Annotated in this window: 12 protein-coding genes; 6 read left to right on the top strand and 6 right to left on the bottom strand. The window is 70.4% G+C overall.

Going from position 1 to position 16,856, the window contains the following annotated elements; all coding sequences use genetic code 11:
- Positions 1 to 4 precede the first annotated feature (4 nt).
- From DEJ29_RS02620 to DEJ29_RS02630, 3 genes are all read left to right on the top strand, one after another.
- Positions 5 to 1,270 (top strand): lipopolysaccharide biosynthesis protein, encoded by a 1,266-nt coding sequence (locus tag DEJ29_RS02620; protein WP_181438178.1) that lies wholly within the window; start codon positions 5 to 7, stop codon positions 1,268 to 1,270.
- Positions 1,271 to 1,342: 72 nt separating this feature from the next.
- Positions 1,343 to 2,521 carry a glycosyltransferase family protein gene (locus DEJ29_RS02625; protein WP_111094878.1) on the top strand — a complete coding sequence of 393 codons (1,179 nt, stop codon included), beginning with the start codon at positions 1,343 to 1,345 and terminating at the stop codon, positions 2,519 to 2,521.
- A 26-nt stretch (positions 2,522 to 2,547) separates the two neighbouring features.
- Positions 2,548 to 3,927: a right-handed parallel beta-helix repeat-containing protein gene (locus DEJ29_RS02630; RefSeq protein ID WP_146248325.1), complete on the top strand. Its 1,380-nt coding sequence runs from the start codon at positions 2,548 to 2,550 to the stop codon at positions 3,925 to 3,927.
- Positions 3,928 to 5,515: 1,588 nt separating this feature from the next.
- Here the strand turns inward: DEJ29_RS02630 and DEJ29_RS02635 are convergent.
- The 6 genes from DEJ29_RS02635 to DEJ29_RS02660 all read right to left on the bottom strand — a co-directional run bounded on the left by DEJ29_RS02635 (position 5,516) and on the right by DEJ29_RS02660 (position 12,919).
- Entirely contained in the window at positions 5,516 to 6,658 is a 1,143-nt protein-coding gene (locus tag DEJ29_RS02635) for a glycosyltransferase (RefSeq protein ID WP_111094876.1), read from the bottom strand.
- A 51-nt stretch (positions 6,659 to 6,709) separates the two neighbouring features.
- Positions 6,710 to 7,966, bottom strand: a complete 1,257-nt coding sequence (locus DEJ29_RS02640; RefSeq protein ID WP_111094875.1) for a glycosyltransferase family 4 protein — start codon at positions 7,964 to 7,966, stop codon at positions 6,710 to 6,712.
- Positions 7,963 to 8,604, bottom strand: coding sequence for a sugar transferase (locus tag DEJ29_RS02645; RefSeq protein ID WP_111094874.1), 642 nt, complete (start codon positions 8,602 to 8,604; stop codon positions 7,963 to 7,965). The genes DEJ29_RS02640 and DEJ29_RS02645 overlap by 4 nt, the downstream gene beginning before the upstream one ends.
- A gap of 14 nt (positions 8,605 to 8,618) precedes the next feature.
- A complete protein-coding gene (locus DEJ29_RS02650; protein WP_181438177.1) occupies positions 8,619 to 9,983 on the bottom strand; it encodes a tyrosine-protein kinase domain-containing protein in 1,365 nt (454 codons plus the stop codon).
- 124 nt (positions 9,984 to 10,107) lie between these two features.
- On the bottom strand, positions 10,108 to 10,536 hold the full coding sequence (locus DEJ29_RS02655; RefSeq protein WP_111094872.1) for a DUF3060 domain-containing protein: 429 nt from the start codon (positions 10,534 to 10,536) through the stop codon (positions 10,108 to 10,110).
- Between the two features lie 88 nt (positions 10,537 to 10,624).
- Positions 10,625 to 12,919 carry an RHS repeat domain-containing protein gene (locus DEJ29_RS02660; RefSeq protein ID WP_146248324.1) on the bottom strand — a complete coding sequence of 765 codons (2,295 nt, stop codon included), beginning with the start codon at positions 12,917 to 12,919 and terminating at the stop codon, positions 10,625 to 10,627.
- A 264-nt stretch (positions 12,920 to 13,183) separates the two neighbouring features.
- Between DEJ29_RS02660 and dnaK the strand changes: the two genes are divergently transcribed.
- The 3 genes from dnaK to DEJ29_RS02675 are packed head-to-tail and all read left to right on the top strand — an operon-like array spanning position 13,184 to position 16,757.
- Positions 13,184 to 15,049, top strand: coding sequence for a molecular chaperone DnaK (dnaK, locus tag DEJ29_RS02665; protein WP_111094870.1), 1,866 nt, complete (start codon positions 13,184 to 13,186; stop codon positions 15,047 to 15,049).
- Positions 15,050 to 15,051: 2 nt separating this feature from the next.
- Positions 15,052 to 15,711, top strand: coding sequence for a nucleotide exchange factor GrpE (locus tag DEJ29_RS02670; protein ID WP_111094869.1), 660 nt, complete (start codon positions 15,052 to 15,054; stop codon positions 15,709 to 15,711).
- Between the two features lie 41 nt (positions 15,712 to 15,752).
- Positions 15,753 to 16,757 (top strand): DnaJ C-terminal domain-containing protein, encoded by a 1,005-nt coding sequence (locus DEJ29_RS02675; RefSeq protein ID WP_111094868.1) that lies wholly within the window; start codon positions 15,753 to 15,755, stop codon positions 16,755 to 16,757.
- Positions 16,758 to 16,856 lie beyond the last annotated feature (99 nt).

Raw genomic sequence — 16,856 nt, forward strand, 5'->3', positions numbered from 1 at the left:
CACCGTGCGGTCCTCGCCCCGACGGCGCCTCCCGGCGATCGCGACGATCCTCGTCGGCACGGTCCTCGGACAGGGCCTGGTCGTGGCGATCTCACCGCTGCTGACCCGGCTCTACACCCCGGCGGACTTCGGCACGCTCGCGGTCGTCACGGCGGTCGCGAGCATCCTCGGAGCCGGTGCGACGCTCGGCACCGACCGTGCGCTGGTCGTCGCACACGACCGGGCGACGACCAGCGCGCTGGTCGCACTCGGTCTGCTCTCGACGCTGGTCGTCGGCGTCGGCACCGGCGGGGTCGCCTGGGTCCTCCGCGGCCACGCGGCACGGTGGTTCACCGCACCGGCCCTCGAAGACCTGTGGTGGGCCGTCCCCGTGACGGTCGTCGCGGTGGGGGTGCAACGGATCGCCTCCGCCGTGCTCGCGCGGCGGCAGCAGCACCGGTCCATCGCCGTGCGCAACGCCTGCCAGGGCATCGGCCAGTCCGTCTGGAACCTGACGATGGCCGCGGCCGGTCCGGTCGGGCTGGTGGGCGGCCTGGCGGCCGGGCGGATCGTGGCCGTGCTCGGGATGGTCCGGTTCCGGCGGGGCGACAGCGAGCGGACCACCCCTCGGTCCCTCTCGGCCGCCGCCCGTCACCACCGGCGGTTCCTCGTCGTCACGCCGTGGTCCTCGATGCTGAACGTCATCGGGCAGCAGGCGCCGGGCCTGCTCATCGCGGCGCTGCACGGCAGCGTCGCCGCAGGCTTCGTCGCCCTCACGATGCGGGTGCTCGGTGCGCCCGTCGGCATGGTGGCCGACGCGACCGCGCAGTACGCCGCCGGGGCGTTCGGGCTCCGCATCCGATCGGGTGATCCCGTGCGCCGGCTCGTCCTGCGGCTCGTCGTGCGTCTCGCCACCGCGGGGGCGGTCGCGGTACTCGTCGTCGTGCTGCTCGGACCCGCCGTGTTCTCGACCGTGTTCGGTGCGGAGTGGGCGGTCTCCGGCACCTACGCCCAGGTCCTCGTCCCGGCCTTCGCGGTCCAGGTCGCCGCGTCGCCCGTCACGCAGGTGCTGTCGATGCTGCAGCGGCAGGGGGCGCAGCTGACGTGGGACGCATCGCGTCTCGTGGTGTGCGCCGCCGCGGTGCTCGTGCCGTCCGTGCTCGGGGCTCCGATGCCGGTCGTGCTCGTCGCGCTCGCCTCGGCGATGACCGTCTCCTACGCGGCGGTCCTGCTGCTCGTGGTGCGAGCGACCCGCCGCCACGACGATGAGGGACTCGGTGTGGTGCCGTAAGCGGACCAGTCTGCTGGAATGCAACATGTAGATAACTCGCGCGGGGGCCGCGCCGCCCCATAGTTTCGCTGCATGGCCCCTCGACCCCGCCCGTTCGACATCGTCCACGTCTCGAGCGCCCACCCGTGGACCGACAACCGAGTGCACCTCCGTGCTGCGGCGAGCGCGGCGCGTGCCGGGTACCGCACGGCGTTGGTCGCCGTCGCTGCCGCAGGCGTCGGCGCTGATCCGGACTGGCACCTGCCCGATCCCGAGACGGGGGTGTACGTCCGACGCATCCCGGCTCGGCGTCGCGGGCGACGGGTCCTGGTGTCCTCGGTCCAGGTCATCGGGGCGGCACTCTCGTCACGGGCGCCGATCGTGCACCTGCACGACCCCGAACTGTTGTGGGCGCTCCCGCTCCTGCGTGTGCTGCACCGGACGGTGGTGTACGACGCCCACGAAGACCTGCCGGAGCAGGTGCGGGGCAAGGAGTACCTCGGCCCCGTCGCCCGCCGTGGGAGCACGGTGGCGGCGCACGCGGCAGTGGCCCTGGCACGCCGGTCACGCACCGTGGTGGCCGCGACGCCGACCATCGCGCGCCGCTTCCGAGCCGACCGGACCGTTCTGGTCCGGAACGTCCCACGGCTCCGTGCCGAGGACACCGATGCCCCGCCGGCCGCTGCTCGTGGTCAGGTCGCCGTCTACCTCGGGTCGATGAGCCGCGACCGGGGGATCGATGTCCTGACCGGCGTCGCGGCCTCACCCGGTCTCCCGGACGGCTGGCGTGTGGTCACCGCCGGTCCGATCGACTCGGCGGTCGACCGCGGTGCGTTCGACGCACTGGTCGACACCGGGCGCATCGACCACCGGGGCGTCCTGGCACCGCACGCGGCCCGCGACCTGTTGGTGACCGCCCGCGTCGGGCTCCTCCCACTCCTGCCGACGCCGGCCTACGCGGCGTCGATCCCCACGAAGCTCTTCGAGTACCTGGCGGCCGGACTGGCGGTCGTCGCCACCGACGTCCCGCTCTGGCGCGAGCTGCTCGACGGCGCCGACTGCGCGACGTGGGTGCCACCGGGTGACCCGGAAGCCGTCGTGGCCGCACTCCGCCGGTACGACGGCGATCCTGAGCTGCTGCGACGGCACGCCGAAGCCGGCCGCGCCCTGGTGCTCGAACGCTTCCGGTGGGACCACGAAGAGCACGTCCTGCTCGACCTGTACCGCTCGCTGTCCGGCGCCTCGCCGATGCCGGAAGCCGTCGGGCGGTGACGCCGCTCCGGACACCCCGGTCGGTCGTGAGCCGACGGGGTGCGCTGTTCGGCGCGGCCGGAGCGATCCCCGCAGCGCTGCTCGCCACCGAGACCCGGGCGGCCGCCGCGCCCGGGCGCTCGACTCCCGCGCCGGCGGACACGGCCCGGACGGTGACCGACACCGGGGTCGCCCGGTTGCAGGACGCCGTCGCGGCCACCGACGCGGGTGCCGTGCTCGTCGTGACCCGGCACTGGGCGCTGTCCGAGCCGCTGCGGATCGACCGCGCGATGACGATCCGGTTCGTCGGCGGATCGCTCTCCACCACGCGCGACATCGACCTGGTGGTCGTCGCGGCGTCGGACGTCACCATCATCGACGCGGTCCTCCGGGGCTCCGGGTCGGACCACTCCGGGCTCGGTCGGGGTGTCCACGTCGCCGGCACCGTCACCCGGCCGTTCCGCGACGTCCGGATCCTCGGCGCGGACATCCGCGACTTCTCCCACGACGGAGTCCTGCTCGACCACTGCGCGGCGTTCACCGTCGCCGACTGCGTCATCGCCGACGTCGGCTACGCCGGGGTGCTCATGTTCTCCTGCATCGACGGCACGGTGCGCGGCAACCGCATCGCCCGGGTGACCCAGCCTGCGCCGTACCTGAACTCGTACGGCATCGAGGCCGTCCGCGCGACCACCACCGGACTCCTCGGCGCACCACGTTCGGCCCGGATCGTCATCGCGGACAACCACGTCTCCGACGTCCCCGCGTGGGAAGGCATCGACACCCACGGCGGGCAGTCCATCGCGATCCTCCGCAACCTCGTCGAGAACTGCCGGGTGGGGATCGCCGTCGTCCCCTCGAAGGACGAGTCGAACGCCGGCGCCACGAAGTACGCGCCCCTCGACTGCTCGGTCATCGACAACGTCGTCCGCCGCACGACGTCCGGCCCGGGGTCCGGCATCGTCATCCGCGGCGCGGGCGAGACCGTCGGCGACCCCGCCGAACGGGCGAACGGCATCGTCCTCCGCAACACGGTGACGGGGTACGGGGACGGTGACCGCGACGGGGCCGTCCTCGTCTACCTGACGCGGCACCTGATCGTCGCGCACAACCACTGCCCGGGTGGAGTCCGTCGCGGGCTCTCCCTGTACCACTCGAACGACGGCATCACGCTCGTCGGCAACCGGATCGCGGGGTTGCGGCGACAGGGCACGGCGACATCGGTCGCGATCGACGTCCGCGCCACCGAGAACCGCGGGCACCTGGTGGGCAACCGGTACGAGGGCAGCGTCGAGAGCGGTGCCGTCTACGGGGTGCTGTGCCGCCAGACGGCCAACGACCTGGTGCTCGTGGACAACGACTGGGCCGCGACGACGACCGCGGTCGTGGCGGGTGCCGGCGCGGTGCTCCGGGTCCGCGAGGGCTGAGCTGCCCGACGCCCGGGCGCCTTCCGCCGGTCGGTCGGGCCGGCGGTCCGCGCACGTGCTGCAGCATCGCGGCGTCCAGCGCCCTGCCCCGGCAGCGCGCGGAGCAGCATCGGGGCCGGCCCCTGTGACAGCGCGGGTGCGGGTGCTTCGCCCACGATCGCCGAGCGGCGGCCGGCCCGGGATCGTGCTCGCAGCCGGTCGTCGTCCGGGACGGTGGGCCGCCGTCCGGGCGAGGCCCGCTCCCATCCACTGCGCGGGGCGATCAGCAGGATCAGCGTGCCCATCAGCAGCCCGTGCGAGAGCATCGCCGTGAAGATGGACGTGTTGGACAGCATGATGCTCGGCATCACCACCGCCATCGCCGCGACCCGCATCGGGAGCCCCCGGCTCGCACCGTCCAGGAACCGAAGCCAGACGAACAGCGCAGCCGCCGCGACGAAGATCCCGATCCACCCCAGGTTCGCGAACCCGTCGGCGAACAGATTGGCGTTCGCGTAGCCCACCGACCCGGGCACCAGGTAGTCGGAGATCCGTTTCGGCGGCGGCAGATCGTACGGGTACTCGATCCAGGGGCTGAGGAACGAGTACCCGTAGCGTGCGACGGGGTTGTCGGAGAAGTAGTCGACGTACACCGAGGACAGCAGCCCCGGCGTCAGCATGAAGCGACGGGTGAACACCGACGTCCAGGTGATGCCGCCCTGCACCTCGTCGGCGACCGCGGAGACGATCATGATCGCGAGGGGCGCAGTGAGGAAGGCGAGCGACCGCGCCGGTTTCGCGCCCCGGAACAGCACCGCCATGCCGAGGACGGCGATGAACGAGAACAGGACCGCCTTGAACCCGGTGCTCGAGTACAGCAGGAACTGTCCGGCGAGGGCGAGGACCACCAGGGACGGGCGCCGACGGAAGATACCGCGCGCGAGGACCAGCGGGTTGATCACGTACGCCTGACCGGTCAGCAGGTACCCGAGGGCACCGCCGGTCCCGACGTCTGCCGAGTAGTCGGCGCGCACCTCGTAGATGTCGTCGAGCGCCAGGAAACGAATGTGGATGCCGACCGTCGCCGCCATCAGGCCGTACGTGACGAGGGAGTAGAGGCCGCACACCAGCCACGTGAGCGTGCCACGGTCGATCCGCCGCGCGCCGATGACCAGCACGTCGTCCGCCGCCTCGACCCGGGCTGCCGGAGCAGTCGCGCTGCTCGGCGTGGCCAGGCTGACCAGTGCGAACGCCGTCCCGACCGCGGCACTCAGCGCGATCGCCGTGGCGGTGGACACGTACCCGGTCGAGATGCTCATGATCATCGTCGGGCTGACGCACACGACGAAGATCGTCCAGAGCACGACGTGCGACGGCCGGACGAGCACCCGGGGGAGCGTCAGCGCCACCGCGGTCGTCAGCACGACGACGACGAGCAGTGCCTGCCAGGGTGCGGGGACGTAGCCGTACCCCAGGTACGAGAAGATCGGTGCGACGAGGTTCGCCGAGATCCAGTTCATCGTGAGGCCGAGGAGCCCGACCGCGACGAACACGCCAGTCACCCGTCCCACCGGACGCGCGAGCTCGGCGCGGTCGATCGTCGCCCGCGTCACCGGGCGGCCGTCGGCGTCGGTCGTGCTGCGCGGACGCCGGGCAGGAGTTCGTCGTACATCTCGACCAGCCGCTCGGCCTCCGGCGCCCAGGTGAACCGCGCGGCAGCCCGTCGGGCCTCGGCGCCGTGCCGCTCGAGGAGCGCGGGGTCGTCCGCGTACCGGCGGATCGCCTCGGCGATGGCCGCGGGGTCGTCAGCGGGGACGAAGGTCACGCACTCGACCCCGCGCAACAGGTGCCGCCACAGGGGGATGTCGGTGGCGATGACGGCGAGTCCGGCCGCGAGGTACTCGAACAGCTTCGTCGGGAAGATCTGGTCGGTGACGGGTGTCCGGCGGAACGGGACCACGCCGATCCGAGCCCGGAGGAGCAGGTCGCGCGCTTCCATCGGGCCGACGACGCCGCCGTGCACAGCCCGGCCGGTGGCCTCGGCCGCACGCAAGCGCTCCGTCGACGTCGCCCGATCGATCGAGCCGACCATCTCGACCCGCCATCCCGTCGGGAACGACGGTTCCTCGACGACGGACGCGAGCACGTCGATGCCACGGTCGTGACTCAGGACCCCGACGTGCGCGACCAGGGCGGGCCGCGCCTCCAGGCCGACCTGGGCGTCGTCTTCCGGACGCGCGAAGGGGAAGTTGTGGATCGCGATCCGGCGCGGCGCCGGGAACCGGCGTCCGGTCCACTCGGTGGCGGTGACCACCCGGTTCGCGGTCCCGGCCACGCGGAGCAGCGCATGCGAGAGCCACGCGAACACGGCACGCTGCCGGTGGGTCAGGTAGTCCTTGCCCCAGACCTGGTCAGGCAGGTCCTCGTGTGCGTCGTAGACGACGGTGCGACCGGCCAGCCGGAGCACCGGGATGGTCCAGATGAGCTCGGGATCGTGCAGGTGCACCACCCGGGCGCGCGACCGCAGCGCGAGGGCGAGTGCCTGCGTCGTCGACACGACCATGCGCCGGACGCGCGCACGCCGTGGGATCCGCACCACCTCGACGGCCGTGGGCGGGGCGCCGAGCTCGGACTCGACCGCGATGAGTCGGACGCGGTAGCCGGCGTCGGCGGCTGCCGCGGCTTCCCGCAGGTGGACGCGGTTGTCGACCCAGGGGTGGGCGCTGGAGACGTGGACGATGTCGGGGAGCATGCTCGGGTTTCCTCGGACGGGACGGACAGGACGGGACGGGACAGGGAAGGGTCAGGCGGCGACGGTGTCGTCGAGGGCACCCGCCAGGACGCCGGCCAGGACTCGGTAGTCGTGCTCGCGCACGACATGGTCGCGGCCGCGGGCACCCATGGCCTCGCGTTCGGCGGCGGACATCGCCGCGAGCGTGAGGATGCCCTCGGCGATCGCCTCGGGGTCGTCCGGCCGGACGTGCAGGCCGCTGGCTGAAGCGACCACGGGTTCGAGGGGGACGGGTGCTCCGACGAGCAACGGGCGGCCGAGCAGCATGTACTCGTACTGCTTGTTCATCGAGACGCCGTGTCGGTACAGGGGCAGGTCGTGCATGTTGACGACCAGGCAGTCCGCTCGGCGCCCGATGCGGCGGGCGTCGTCCTGCGGCACCCGTCCGTCCCAGATCACGTCGGCTCCGGCCTGGAGGCGCGACGCGCGTTCCCGGAGCGCGCTGACGTCCGATCCGTCCCCGACCATGCGGAGCACCAGACGCGGGCCACCGTTCGTGGCGGCCCGGCGGGCGGCGAGCTCGAAGCCGTCGAGGACGGCTTCGAGCGCGTTCGCCGGCCCCATCGAGCCGATGTAGGTGACCGTGAACTGGTCGTCGTCGGGCTCGTTCGCGTCCCCGTCTGGTGCGTCGGCTTGCTCGTCGAGTGCGACACCGTTCGGGATCCAGGTGAAGGGCGTGGGCTGACCGCGGTCGGCGTAGTACCGGCCGACGCCCTCGAGCGGGGAGACGATGTGCGCTGCGCGACGGACGATGGTGCGTTCCATCCGTCGGAGCGCCCTGACCACCGGGTGCCGTTCGGTCATGCCCGCCAGCCCGAGGGCTGACTCCGGCCAGAGATCGCTCGGTTCGAAGACGAACGGTACGCCCAGTCGTCGAGCGAGTACCGAGGCACCCCACGCGGCCAGGGGATGGAAGGATCCACCGATCACGACGTCCGGTCGGGGGAGCCCTCGGAGCGAACCCGGTCGGAGCAGCAGTGCGGTGAACAAGCCGATGTCGGCGATGCGCCGGATCGCCCGGCGGGGTCCGGCACCACGGTGGTCGACTCCGCGGAGCCAGCAGAACTCGTACCCGTCGCCGGTCCAGCGCTCGCGCAGCGTCGTCCCGTGCAGGTGGGAGCGGCCGGAGGGGTGGTCCGTGCCGGCCGCGATGACCACCGTGCGCCACCCGTGCTCGGTCAGACCCGCGGCGAGGTGCTGGTGCCGGGTCGCGCGGCCGTCCCGCTCGCGGTGGTGTGCGTAGTGGTTGACGATCCAGACGGTCCTCACCGTGATCCACCCGACATCGCGGCGGTGCCCTCGAAGGCGTCGGAACTGACGTGACCGGGCGCCGCGATGCCCTCGCGTCGGAGCACGACGACGACCGTGCGGAGCAGGATCCGGAGGTCGAGGCCGAGGGTCACGGTGTCGACGTACTCGACGTCCGACCGGAGCCGCTCGGGCCAGGGGAGCGCGTTGCGGCCACGGACCTGGGCGAGACCGGTCAGGCCGGGCAGGACGTCGTGTCGGCGGGACTCCTCGGCGGTGTAGAGGTCGAGGTACCGGCAGAGGGTCGGGCGGGGGCCGACGAAGCTCATGTCACCCCGCAGGATGTTCCAGAGGCTGGGGAGCTCGTCCAGGCTCGTCGACCGCAGGAACGAACCGAACGGCGTGAGGCGGTCGCTGTCGCTGACGAGTCCGGCCGCGGGGTCCGGCTCGAGCATCGTGCGGAACTTCAGGATGGTGAACGTCTTGCCGTGGAGCCCGGGGCGGGGCTGCCGGAACAGCACGGGACGACCGAGCCGAGCCGCGACCAGGACGGCGACGACGGCGAGCACCGGAGCGAGTGCGACGAGCGCGAGGGAGGCGCCGACGATGTCGGAGCAGCGCTTGGCGCGGAGCGTGCGCGTGCGGCGGGGGGACTGCATGGGTCGTGTCCTTGTCATCGGTCAGAAGGGCGAGCGCTCTTGTACTCAGAGCGGTAGTACGCGCTCCGGGAGGCCTTGTGCTTGGTCTTGGTCAGGACGATGCCGGCGACCTGCTGGCCGACGCGCGCCAGTGCCTCGATCGCGAGTCGGACGTCGGAACGCTTCGTCTGGTTGGCGGCGGTGACCAGCAGGGTCGTCGACACGAGCGTGCTGACGAGCGCCGAGTCGGTGACCGCGAGGACCGGTGGTGTGTCCACCAGGACGACGTCGTAGTTGGCGGCCAGCTCGGCGAGGACCCGTGCCATCGCCTCGGACCCGATCAGCTCGCTGGGGTTCGGGGGGATCGTGCCGGCGGGCAGGACCGAGAGGCCGTCGAGGCCCCAGTCCTGCAGGACGTCGTCGAGTTCGACGCGGCCGACGAGCAGGTCGGTGAGCCCGACGGCGCCCTCGATGCTCATCACGGAGGCCACGTTCGGTCGACGGAGGTCGGCGTCGATGATCACCGTGCGCATGCCGCTCTTGCTCAACGCGATACCCAGGTTTGCGGTGGTGGTGGTCTTGCCCTCGGACGGCCTGGCGCTGGTCACGGCGATGGTCGGTGCGCCGCTGGTCCGGAGGAACTGGATGTTCGTGCGGAGGCTGCGGAAGGCCTCGGACCGCGCCGAGTTCACCTCGTCGCGGATGATCAGCGGGTGCCGGGCTGCGTCGGCGTCGAACGCGATGTCGCCGACGACGGGGACGTCGCCGTCCAGGTCCTCGTCCGAGCGGACGCGGGTGTCGACCGCAGCCCGGAGCAGGGCGAGGGCGGCACCGGCGGCGAGGCCACCGACCAGGCCGAGCGTGAGGTCCGCTGCTTTCCGCGGGGAGATCGGGCTGGTGGGCTCGCTCGCTGGCGTGACCTCTTCGAGTCGCACCGATGGTGCCTGGTCGGCGCCGCGGGGTTCGATCTGCTGGACCACGCCTGCGAGCCTCTTGCCGACCTGTTCTGCGATCGTGGCGGCGACCTTCGGAGATCCGTCCTGCACGGCGATCTTGATGATCACGGTGCCGGCGTCGACGGAGGTCGTGATCCTGGACGCCAGCGCCGCCGGAGTCGTGTCGAGCTCGAGCTCGTCCACCACGCCCTGCAGGACACGGGGAGAGGTCGCGAGTTGCATGTACGACTTGATCTTCTGCTGTGCGGCGTTCGACCCCTGTGCGATCTCGCCCGCAGTCGCCGAGGTGTCGCCGGCGACCGAGACGTAGTACGAGGTCGAAGCCTCGTAGGTGGGCGGGGTGACGTTCGTGACGACGAGGGATGCGCCGGCTCCGAGGAGCGTTGCACCGGCGATGATCCACCAGCCCGAGATGAGGGCGCGGATGACGGCGAGGTAGTTCAAGTGGAGCCTCCGGTCGGGTTGCATGACCAGTCTAAAACATCACATCTGAAAGAACAATACGCATGCAGAAGGGGACGGGAAGAACTGCTCCCGTCCCCTTCTGGCGCGGTCGTCCGCGGTGGCCTCAGCCGGCTGCCGTGATGGTGTTCCCCTTGCCCTGGTCGTCGACCTTGGGGGCCTCGCCCTCGTAGGTCAGGGTGTTGTTCGATCCGCTGAAGAAGACCTTCTTCGTCGAGGAGACCGAGATCGTGGCGTTGCTCGCCTCGACCGTGATGGTGCCGATCGTGCCGAGGTCGTAGGTGCGGTCCGAGCTGATGAGGTTCGCCGCTGCGCAGTCGTCGGTCGCGATCGTCTCATCCGAGTCCTCGTCCTCGTCCCAGAGCTGCACGGCCCCGTCGATGCACTCGTTGTAGGTGGTCTGCGCCGCCTTCGTGGTGCTCGAGGCGGTCGGGGCGGGGTCCTTCGCGTCGGTGGAGCTGCACGCCGTGACACTGAGCGCGGCGACGAGGGCGATGGAAGCGGCGGCGAGACCGCGGCGGATCGTGGTGTTCATCGGGTTCCTCTCCGAGGAGATCGTTCGGCGATGGCGCCGTGGGGAAGGGGAGGCCCCTCCCGTCACGTCGACGGAAGGGGCCGGTGCGCTACTTGGTGTCGGCCGGCAGGGTGAAGAGCTCGCTGAGCTCCGTCTTGCCGTTCTTGGTCTGCTCGAGGGCGAAGCGGAACTCGGTCGCGCCACGGGAGACCGCGCGGTCGAAGGTCCAGTTGCCCCGCGCGTCGACCTCGAACGTGCCGGGGACGATCTGGGTGCCGGTGATGTTCAGCACGCGGTAGCTCGCGCCGGGCTCACCGGTGCCGGTGAAGGTGTTCACGACACCGGGGGTGACGGAACGGTTGGCGACGGTCACGGGAGCGAAGCCCGCGGCCTCGATCGTGAACAGGGACGACTTCTCGGTCTGGCCGTTCTTGGTCTGTTCGATCACGAACCGGAAGTTCGCCGCACCGTTGGAGACGACGCGGTTGAACGTCCAGCGGCCGTCGGCTCCGACCTGGAAGGTGCCGGGCACGATCTGGGTGCCGGAGACGTTGAGCACGCGGAAGGTCGCGCCGGGCTCGGCGGTACCGGTGAACGTGTTCGAGCGACCCGGGGTGACCCGTTCCGGCGTGGTGACGGTCACCGGGGTGAGCGCGGCGGCGTTGATCGTGAAGAGCTCGGACTTGACGGTCTGGCCGTTCTTGGTCTGCTCGATCACGAAGCGGAAGTTCGTCGCACCGTTGGAGACGACGCGGTCGAACGTCCAGCGGCCGTCGGCGCCGACCTGGAAGGTGCCGGGGACGATCTGGGTGCCGGAGACGTTGAGCACGCGGAAGGTCGCGCCGGGCTCGGCGGTCCCGGTGAACGTGTTCGAGCGACCCGGGGTGACCGAGGCCGGCCCGGACAGCGTGATCGGGGCCAGCTCCGTGCGACCCTCGACCGTCGCGGTGACGGTCTTGCGGTCGACCTCGCGGCCGTTGACCTTCTGGATCACCACGAGGTCGTTGTCCCCGACCTCGAGGTCGCCGACCGTGATGGACCAGGCGCCGGTGGCGTCGGCCTTGGTCGACTCGTCACCGATGGAGATGTCGGCACCGGGGGTCGCGGTCCCGGTCACGACGGCCGATCGGCCCTCGTTGTCGACCGACTCGACCTCGGCGGTCAGGTCCACGATCGAGGTGCCGACCGTGGTGGAGGTCGAGCCCTGCGCGCGGAAGTCGTTCGTGCTGCTCGTCCCGCTGAAGTCGAACTCCATCGCGCTCGGGGTCTCGGGCGTGTCTGCGTCAGCAGCGACGTCGATCATGAAGCGGTACTGCTGATCGGCGGGGCGCTCGCTGGCCCAGTCCGCGTCGAACGTGAGGGTCGTGTTGTCGTTCGACAGGCGACCGTTCGAGAGCGGAATGGACGTGGATGCGTTCCACGCGGTGTTGCCGACGCGCCGCCACGAGCCCTGGACGCCGTCCTGCTCCGAGAAGGTCGTGCCGTCCGGAGCGGTCAGCACTACGGTGCCCTTGGTGTCCGTGCGTGAGACGCGGTTCTCGACGACGAACGGGACCTTTGTGGTCGTGCCTCGCTCGAGTTCGATCGGGCCCTGGTCGACGGCGAAGAGGCCGCCGCCCTCGACGATCGTCGCGGATACGGTCTTCCGGTCGACTTCGGAGCCGTTCAGCGTCTGGACCACGACGAGATCGTTCTTGCCCGCCTGCAGGCCCTGGACGGTCATCGACCACGCGCCAGAGGTCTTGTCAGCCTCGACCTCCTGGCTGCCGATCGACACCTTTGCGCCTGGCGAGGCCGTTCCTGACACGACCGCGCTGGCGGCGAGGTTCTTGACGCTGTCGACCTTCGCCTCGAGGGCGACGGTCCGGGTGATCGGACCGGCGTCGCCGACGAACTGGAGCTCGCCGTTGCCGACTCCGAGCCCCCAGTAGGACCCTCCGCCCCAGTAGTCCGCCTTCACGACCGGCCCGATGGAAGCATTGTTGGCGGTGAGCTTGCCGTCCGCGAACCAGAAACTCGCGCACGGGGTGCCGTTCAGCCCGACGAGCATCCCGCCGTTGACGCCGAGGCACCCTCCGTACATCGGATCGTTCGTCAGGGCGAACGACCCATCGCTCAGCCAGGCCACTCCGTAACTCGACCGCGGATCTGCTCGCGCGGCTGAGAGGCTCGAAGCCGACCCGTACTTCACCGCCTGGCCGCCGACAATGGGCCACTTGTAGGTCCCACCGTCCTTGAAGATGATCTTCGCCGTTTCGGCTTGCGGCCGGATGTCGTTCTCGGGAGCGGCAGCCGCGGAAGCGGCAGGGGCGCCGAACGACAACCCCGAGACGATGGTGGCTGCGGCCAGTCCGGCCGCACCCATGGACTTGAGGGCGAAGGAAGCCCTCTTCTTGTGAGACATGTGCATCTTTCAGGACGGGCCGCAGACAGCGGCCGTGCGGGAAGGGGCACGCCCGTCGACAGATTCCGACGGCGCATGTACATACAGAATATCACGTGAAATACCAACATACGCGCGCGCCGATCGAGATCCCCGGCCTGAGAGTTGAGTGAGATCGGCGCAGGTTTCCCCTGACTGGAGTTGACTCCAGGTGACTCAGGAGTAGAGTTGAGTCCATCGGACGCAAGTCCAACGACTTTCCCCCCAGAGCAAGAGGAGCAACACATGGGACGTGCAGTAGGCATCGACCTCGGAACCACCAACTCGGTCGTCAGCGTTCTCGAAGGTGGCGAGCCCACCGTCATCGCCAACGCCGAGGGCATGCGCACCACGCCGTCGATCGTGGCGTTCACGAAGGACGGCGAGGTCCTGGTCGGTGAGACCGCCAAGCGCCAGGCCGTGACGAACGTCGACCGCACCATCGCGTCGGTCAAGCGTCACGTGGGCACCGACTGGACGACCGAGATCGACGGCAAGAAGTACACGCCGCAGGAGATCTCGGCCCGCACCCTCGGCAAGCTCAAGCGCGACGCCGAGCAGTACCTCGGGGAAGACGTCACCGACGCCGTCATCACGGTCCCGGCGTACTTCAACGACGCCGAGCGCCAGGCCACGAAGGACGCCGGTGAGATCGCCGGCCTCAACGTCCTCCGCATCATCAACGAGCCGACTGCGGCCGCTCTGGCCTACGGCCTCGACAAGGGCAAGGAAGACGAGCTCATCCTGGTCTTCGACCTCGGTGGCGGCACGTTCGACGTCTCCCTGCTCGAGGTGGGCAAGGACGACGACTTCTCGACGATCCAGGTCCGCGCGACCTCCGGTGACAACCGCCTCGGTGGCGACGACTGGGACCAGCGCATCGTCGACTACCTGATCAAGAAGTTCAAGGACGAGCACGGCGTCGACCTGTCCACGGACAAGATCGCCAAGCAGCGTCTGAAGGAAGCGGCTGAGCAGGCGAAGAAGGAACTGTCGTCGCAGATGTCGGCGAACATCCAGCTCCCGTACCTGACGCTCACCGCCGAGGGTCCGCTGAACCTCGACGAGACGATCTCGCGCGCACAGTTCGAGCAGATGACCTCCGACCTGCTCGACCGCACCAAGAAGCCCTTCAACGACGTCATCAAGGAAGCCGGTGTCTCGGTCAACGACATCGCGCACGTCGTGCTCGTCGGTGGCTCGACCCGCATGCCGGCCGTGGCCGAGGTCGTCAAGTCGCTCACCGGTGGCAAGTCCCCGAACCAGGGCGTCAACCCGGACGAGGTCGTCGCCGTCGGTGCTGCGCTGCAGGCCGGCGTGCTGAAGGGCGAGCGCAAGGACGTCCTGCTCATCGACGTCACGCCGCTGTCGCTCGGCATCGAGACCAAGGGCGGCCTGATGACGAAGCTCATCGACCGCAACACCGCGATCCCGACCAAGCGGAGCGAGACCTTCACGACCGCTGACGACAACCAGCCGTCGGTCGCGATCCAGGTCTTCCAGGGCGAGCGCGAGTTCACCCGCGACAACAAGCCGCTCGGCACCTTCGAGCTCACCGGCATCGCGCCGGCTCCCCGTGGCGTCCCGCAGGTCGAAGTCACCTTCGACATCGACGCCAACGGCATCGTGCACGTGTCCGCGAAGGACAAGGGCACCGGCAAGGAGCAGTCGATGGTCATCTCCGGCGGCTCGTCGCTGCCGAAGGAGGACATCGAGCGCATGGTCCGCGAGGCCGAGGAGCACGCCGCCGAGGACAAGGCCCGCCGTGAGGCCAACGAGCGTCGCAACCAGGCCGAGCAGCTCGTCTACTCGATCGAGAAGCTCATCAAGGAGAACGACGAGAAGCTCCCCGCGGACGTCAAGTCCGAGGTGCAGGCCGACGTCGACGCGCTCAAGTCCGCTCTCGCGGGCGAGGACGACGACGCGGTGAAGACCGCCTTCGACAAGCTCAACGAGTCGCAGGGCAAGCTCGGGCAGGCCATCTACAGCCAGCAGGACGCAACCGCCGGTGCCGCCGGTGGCGAGCAGCCCGCGGGTGACCAGCCGGCCGACGACGAGGACATCGTCGACGCCGAGGTCGTGGACGACGAGGACGACAAGGACAAGAAGTAACGATGACGGATCCCAAGGACAACGTGCCCAACGAGGAAGAACCCCAGGTCGAGGGCGACGCCACGAACGCGGCCGAGCCCGAGGACCTCATCGAGGCGGAGGGGCCCGACGTCGAAGTACCGACGGACGGCCCCGCCGCCGGGGGGCCGGCAGCGGAAGCGGCGAACGACCTCTCTCCGGAGGACGAGGCACTGCTCGCCGACGCCGCCCGCGGCATGGCCGAGGACAAGCTGACCACGGACGAGCGTGACCTGGTCGCCGAGATGCGCGCGGACATGCTCCGTGCGCAGGCCGAGCTGGTGAACTTCCGGAAGCGCGTCGAGCGTGACCGCGAGGCCAACCGCGAGGTCGCCATCGCCGAAGTGGTGCGGGCCCTGCTGCCGGCGCTCGACGACCTCACCCGGGCCGAGGCCCACGGTGACCTCGCCGAGGGCCCCATGCAGGTCATCGGCCAGAAGATCCGCGGGGGCTTCGAGAAGTTCAAGCTGGTGCAGATCGGCGAGAAGGGCGAGGCGTTCGACCCGAACATCCACGAGGCGATCGTCCAGCTGCCCACCCCGGGCGCCACCGGACAGACCGTCGCGGACGTCGTCGAGCCGGGCTACAAGCTCGGCGAGCGCGTGCTCCGCGCGGCCAAGGTCGCGGTGGCGGTCCCGGCCTGAGCCGGAACCCCGTGGCGACGACAGAAGAAGGCAGGTGATCCATGGCCAGTCAGGATTGGTTCGACAAGGACTTCTACAAGGTCCTCGGCGTGTCCAAGGACGCCTCCGACGCGGAGCTCAAGAAGACGTACCGGAAGCTCGCGCGGCAGTTCCACCCGGACTCCAACCCGGGTGACGCCGCCGCCGAGAACCGCTTCAAGGAGATCAGCGAGGCGTACTCGGTGCTCTCCGACAAGGAGCAGCGCCAGGAGTACGACCAGGTCCGCGCCATGGGCTCCGGCGCCCGCTTCACGGCGGGCGGCGGGGGCCAGGGCGGTTTCGAGGACGTCTTCGGCGGGATGTTCGGGCAGCAGGGCGGTGGCGGACAGCGTGTCCGCTTCGGCCAGGGCGGCCCCGGCGGTGCCGGCGGTTTCGAGGACATCCTCGGCGGGATGTTCGGCGGTGGGGGAGGCTTCGGCCAGACCTCCGGCGGCTACCGCGGATTCGGTGGGCCGACGAAGGGCCGGGACGTCACGGCGTCGACGACGCTCGACTTCACCACGGCGATCGCCGGCGACACCGTCAAGCTGTCGCAGGGCAACGGTCGGCCGGTGAACGTCCGCATCCCCGCGGGCGTGGCCGACGGCCAGAAGATCCGGCTGCGCGGCCGCGGCGAACCGTCGCCCGACGGCGGTGAGGCGGGTGACCTGGTGGTCGCCGTGTCGGTGCGCAAGCACCCGGTCTTCGAGCGCGACGGACTGAACCTGCGCGTGGACGTGCCCGTGACGTTCACCGAGGCGGCGCTCGGCGCGACGATCGAGGTCCCGACGCTCGGCGGCTCGCCCGTGAAGCTCAAGGTCGCCCCCGGCACGCCGTCGGGTCGCGTCCTGCGCGTCAAGGGCCGCGGCGTCACGACGAAGAACGGCACGGGCGACCTGCTCGCGACCGTCCAGGTCGCGGTGCCGTCCCACCTGTCGGAGAAGCAGCGCGAGGCCGTCGAGGCACTCGCGGCTGCGCTGCCCGACGAGAACCCCCGCGAGGACCTCCTCGCCAAGGCGCGCGACTAGCGCGTGCAGCCACAGCAGTAGACCAGGCCTGGAGGCTCGGCGCGGCTCCGTCAGGAAGCCGCCCCGCGCCTCCAGGCTGGTTTCCACACCACGCGAACG

Origin of the sequence: Curtobacterium sp. MCPF17_021 (assembly GCF_003234605.2) — a bacterium.
Taxonomy (GTDB): domain Bacteria; phylum Actinomycetota; class Actinomycetes; order Actinomycetales; family Microbacteriaceae; genus Curtobacterium; species Curtobacterium flaccumfaciens.

Coding starts and splice junctions, on each gene's coding strand:
- DEJ29_RS02625 (WP_111094878.1), top strand. CDS start 1,343: ATGGCCCCTCGACCCCGCCCGTTCGACATCGTCCACGTCTCGAGCGCC.
- DEJ29_RS02635 (WP_111094876.1), bottom strand. CDS start 6,658: ATGCTCCCCGACATCGTCCACGTCTCCAGCGCCCACCCCTGGGTCGAC.
- DEJ29_RS02645 (WP_111094874.1), bottom strand. CDS start 8,604: ATGCAGTCCCCCCGCCGCACGCGCACGCTCCGCGCCAAGCGCTGCTCC.
- DEJ29_RS02655 (WP_111094872.1), bottom strand. CDS start 10,536: ATGAACACCACGATCCGCCGCGGTCTCGCCGCCGCTTCCATCGCCCTC.
- DEJ29_RS02660 (WP_146248324.1), bottom strand. CDS start 12,919: ATGTCTCACAAGAAGAGGGCTTCCTTCGCCCTCAAGTCCATGGGTGCG.
- dnaK (WP_111094870.1), top strand. CDS start 13,184: ATGGGACGTGCAGTAGGCATCGACCTCGGAACCACCAACTCGGTCGTC.
- DEJ29_RS02670 (WP_111094869.1), top strand. CDS start 15,052: ATGACGGATCCCAAGGACAACGTGCCCAACGAGGAAGAACCCCAGGTC.
- DEJ29_RS02675 (WP_111094868.1), top strand. CDS start 15,753: ATGGCCAGTCAGGATTGGTTCGACAAGGACTTCTACAAGGTCCTCGGC.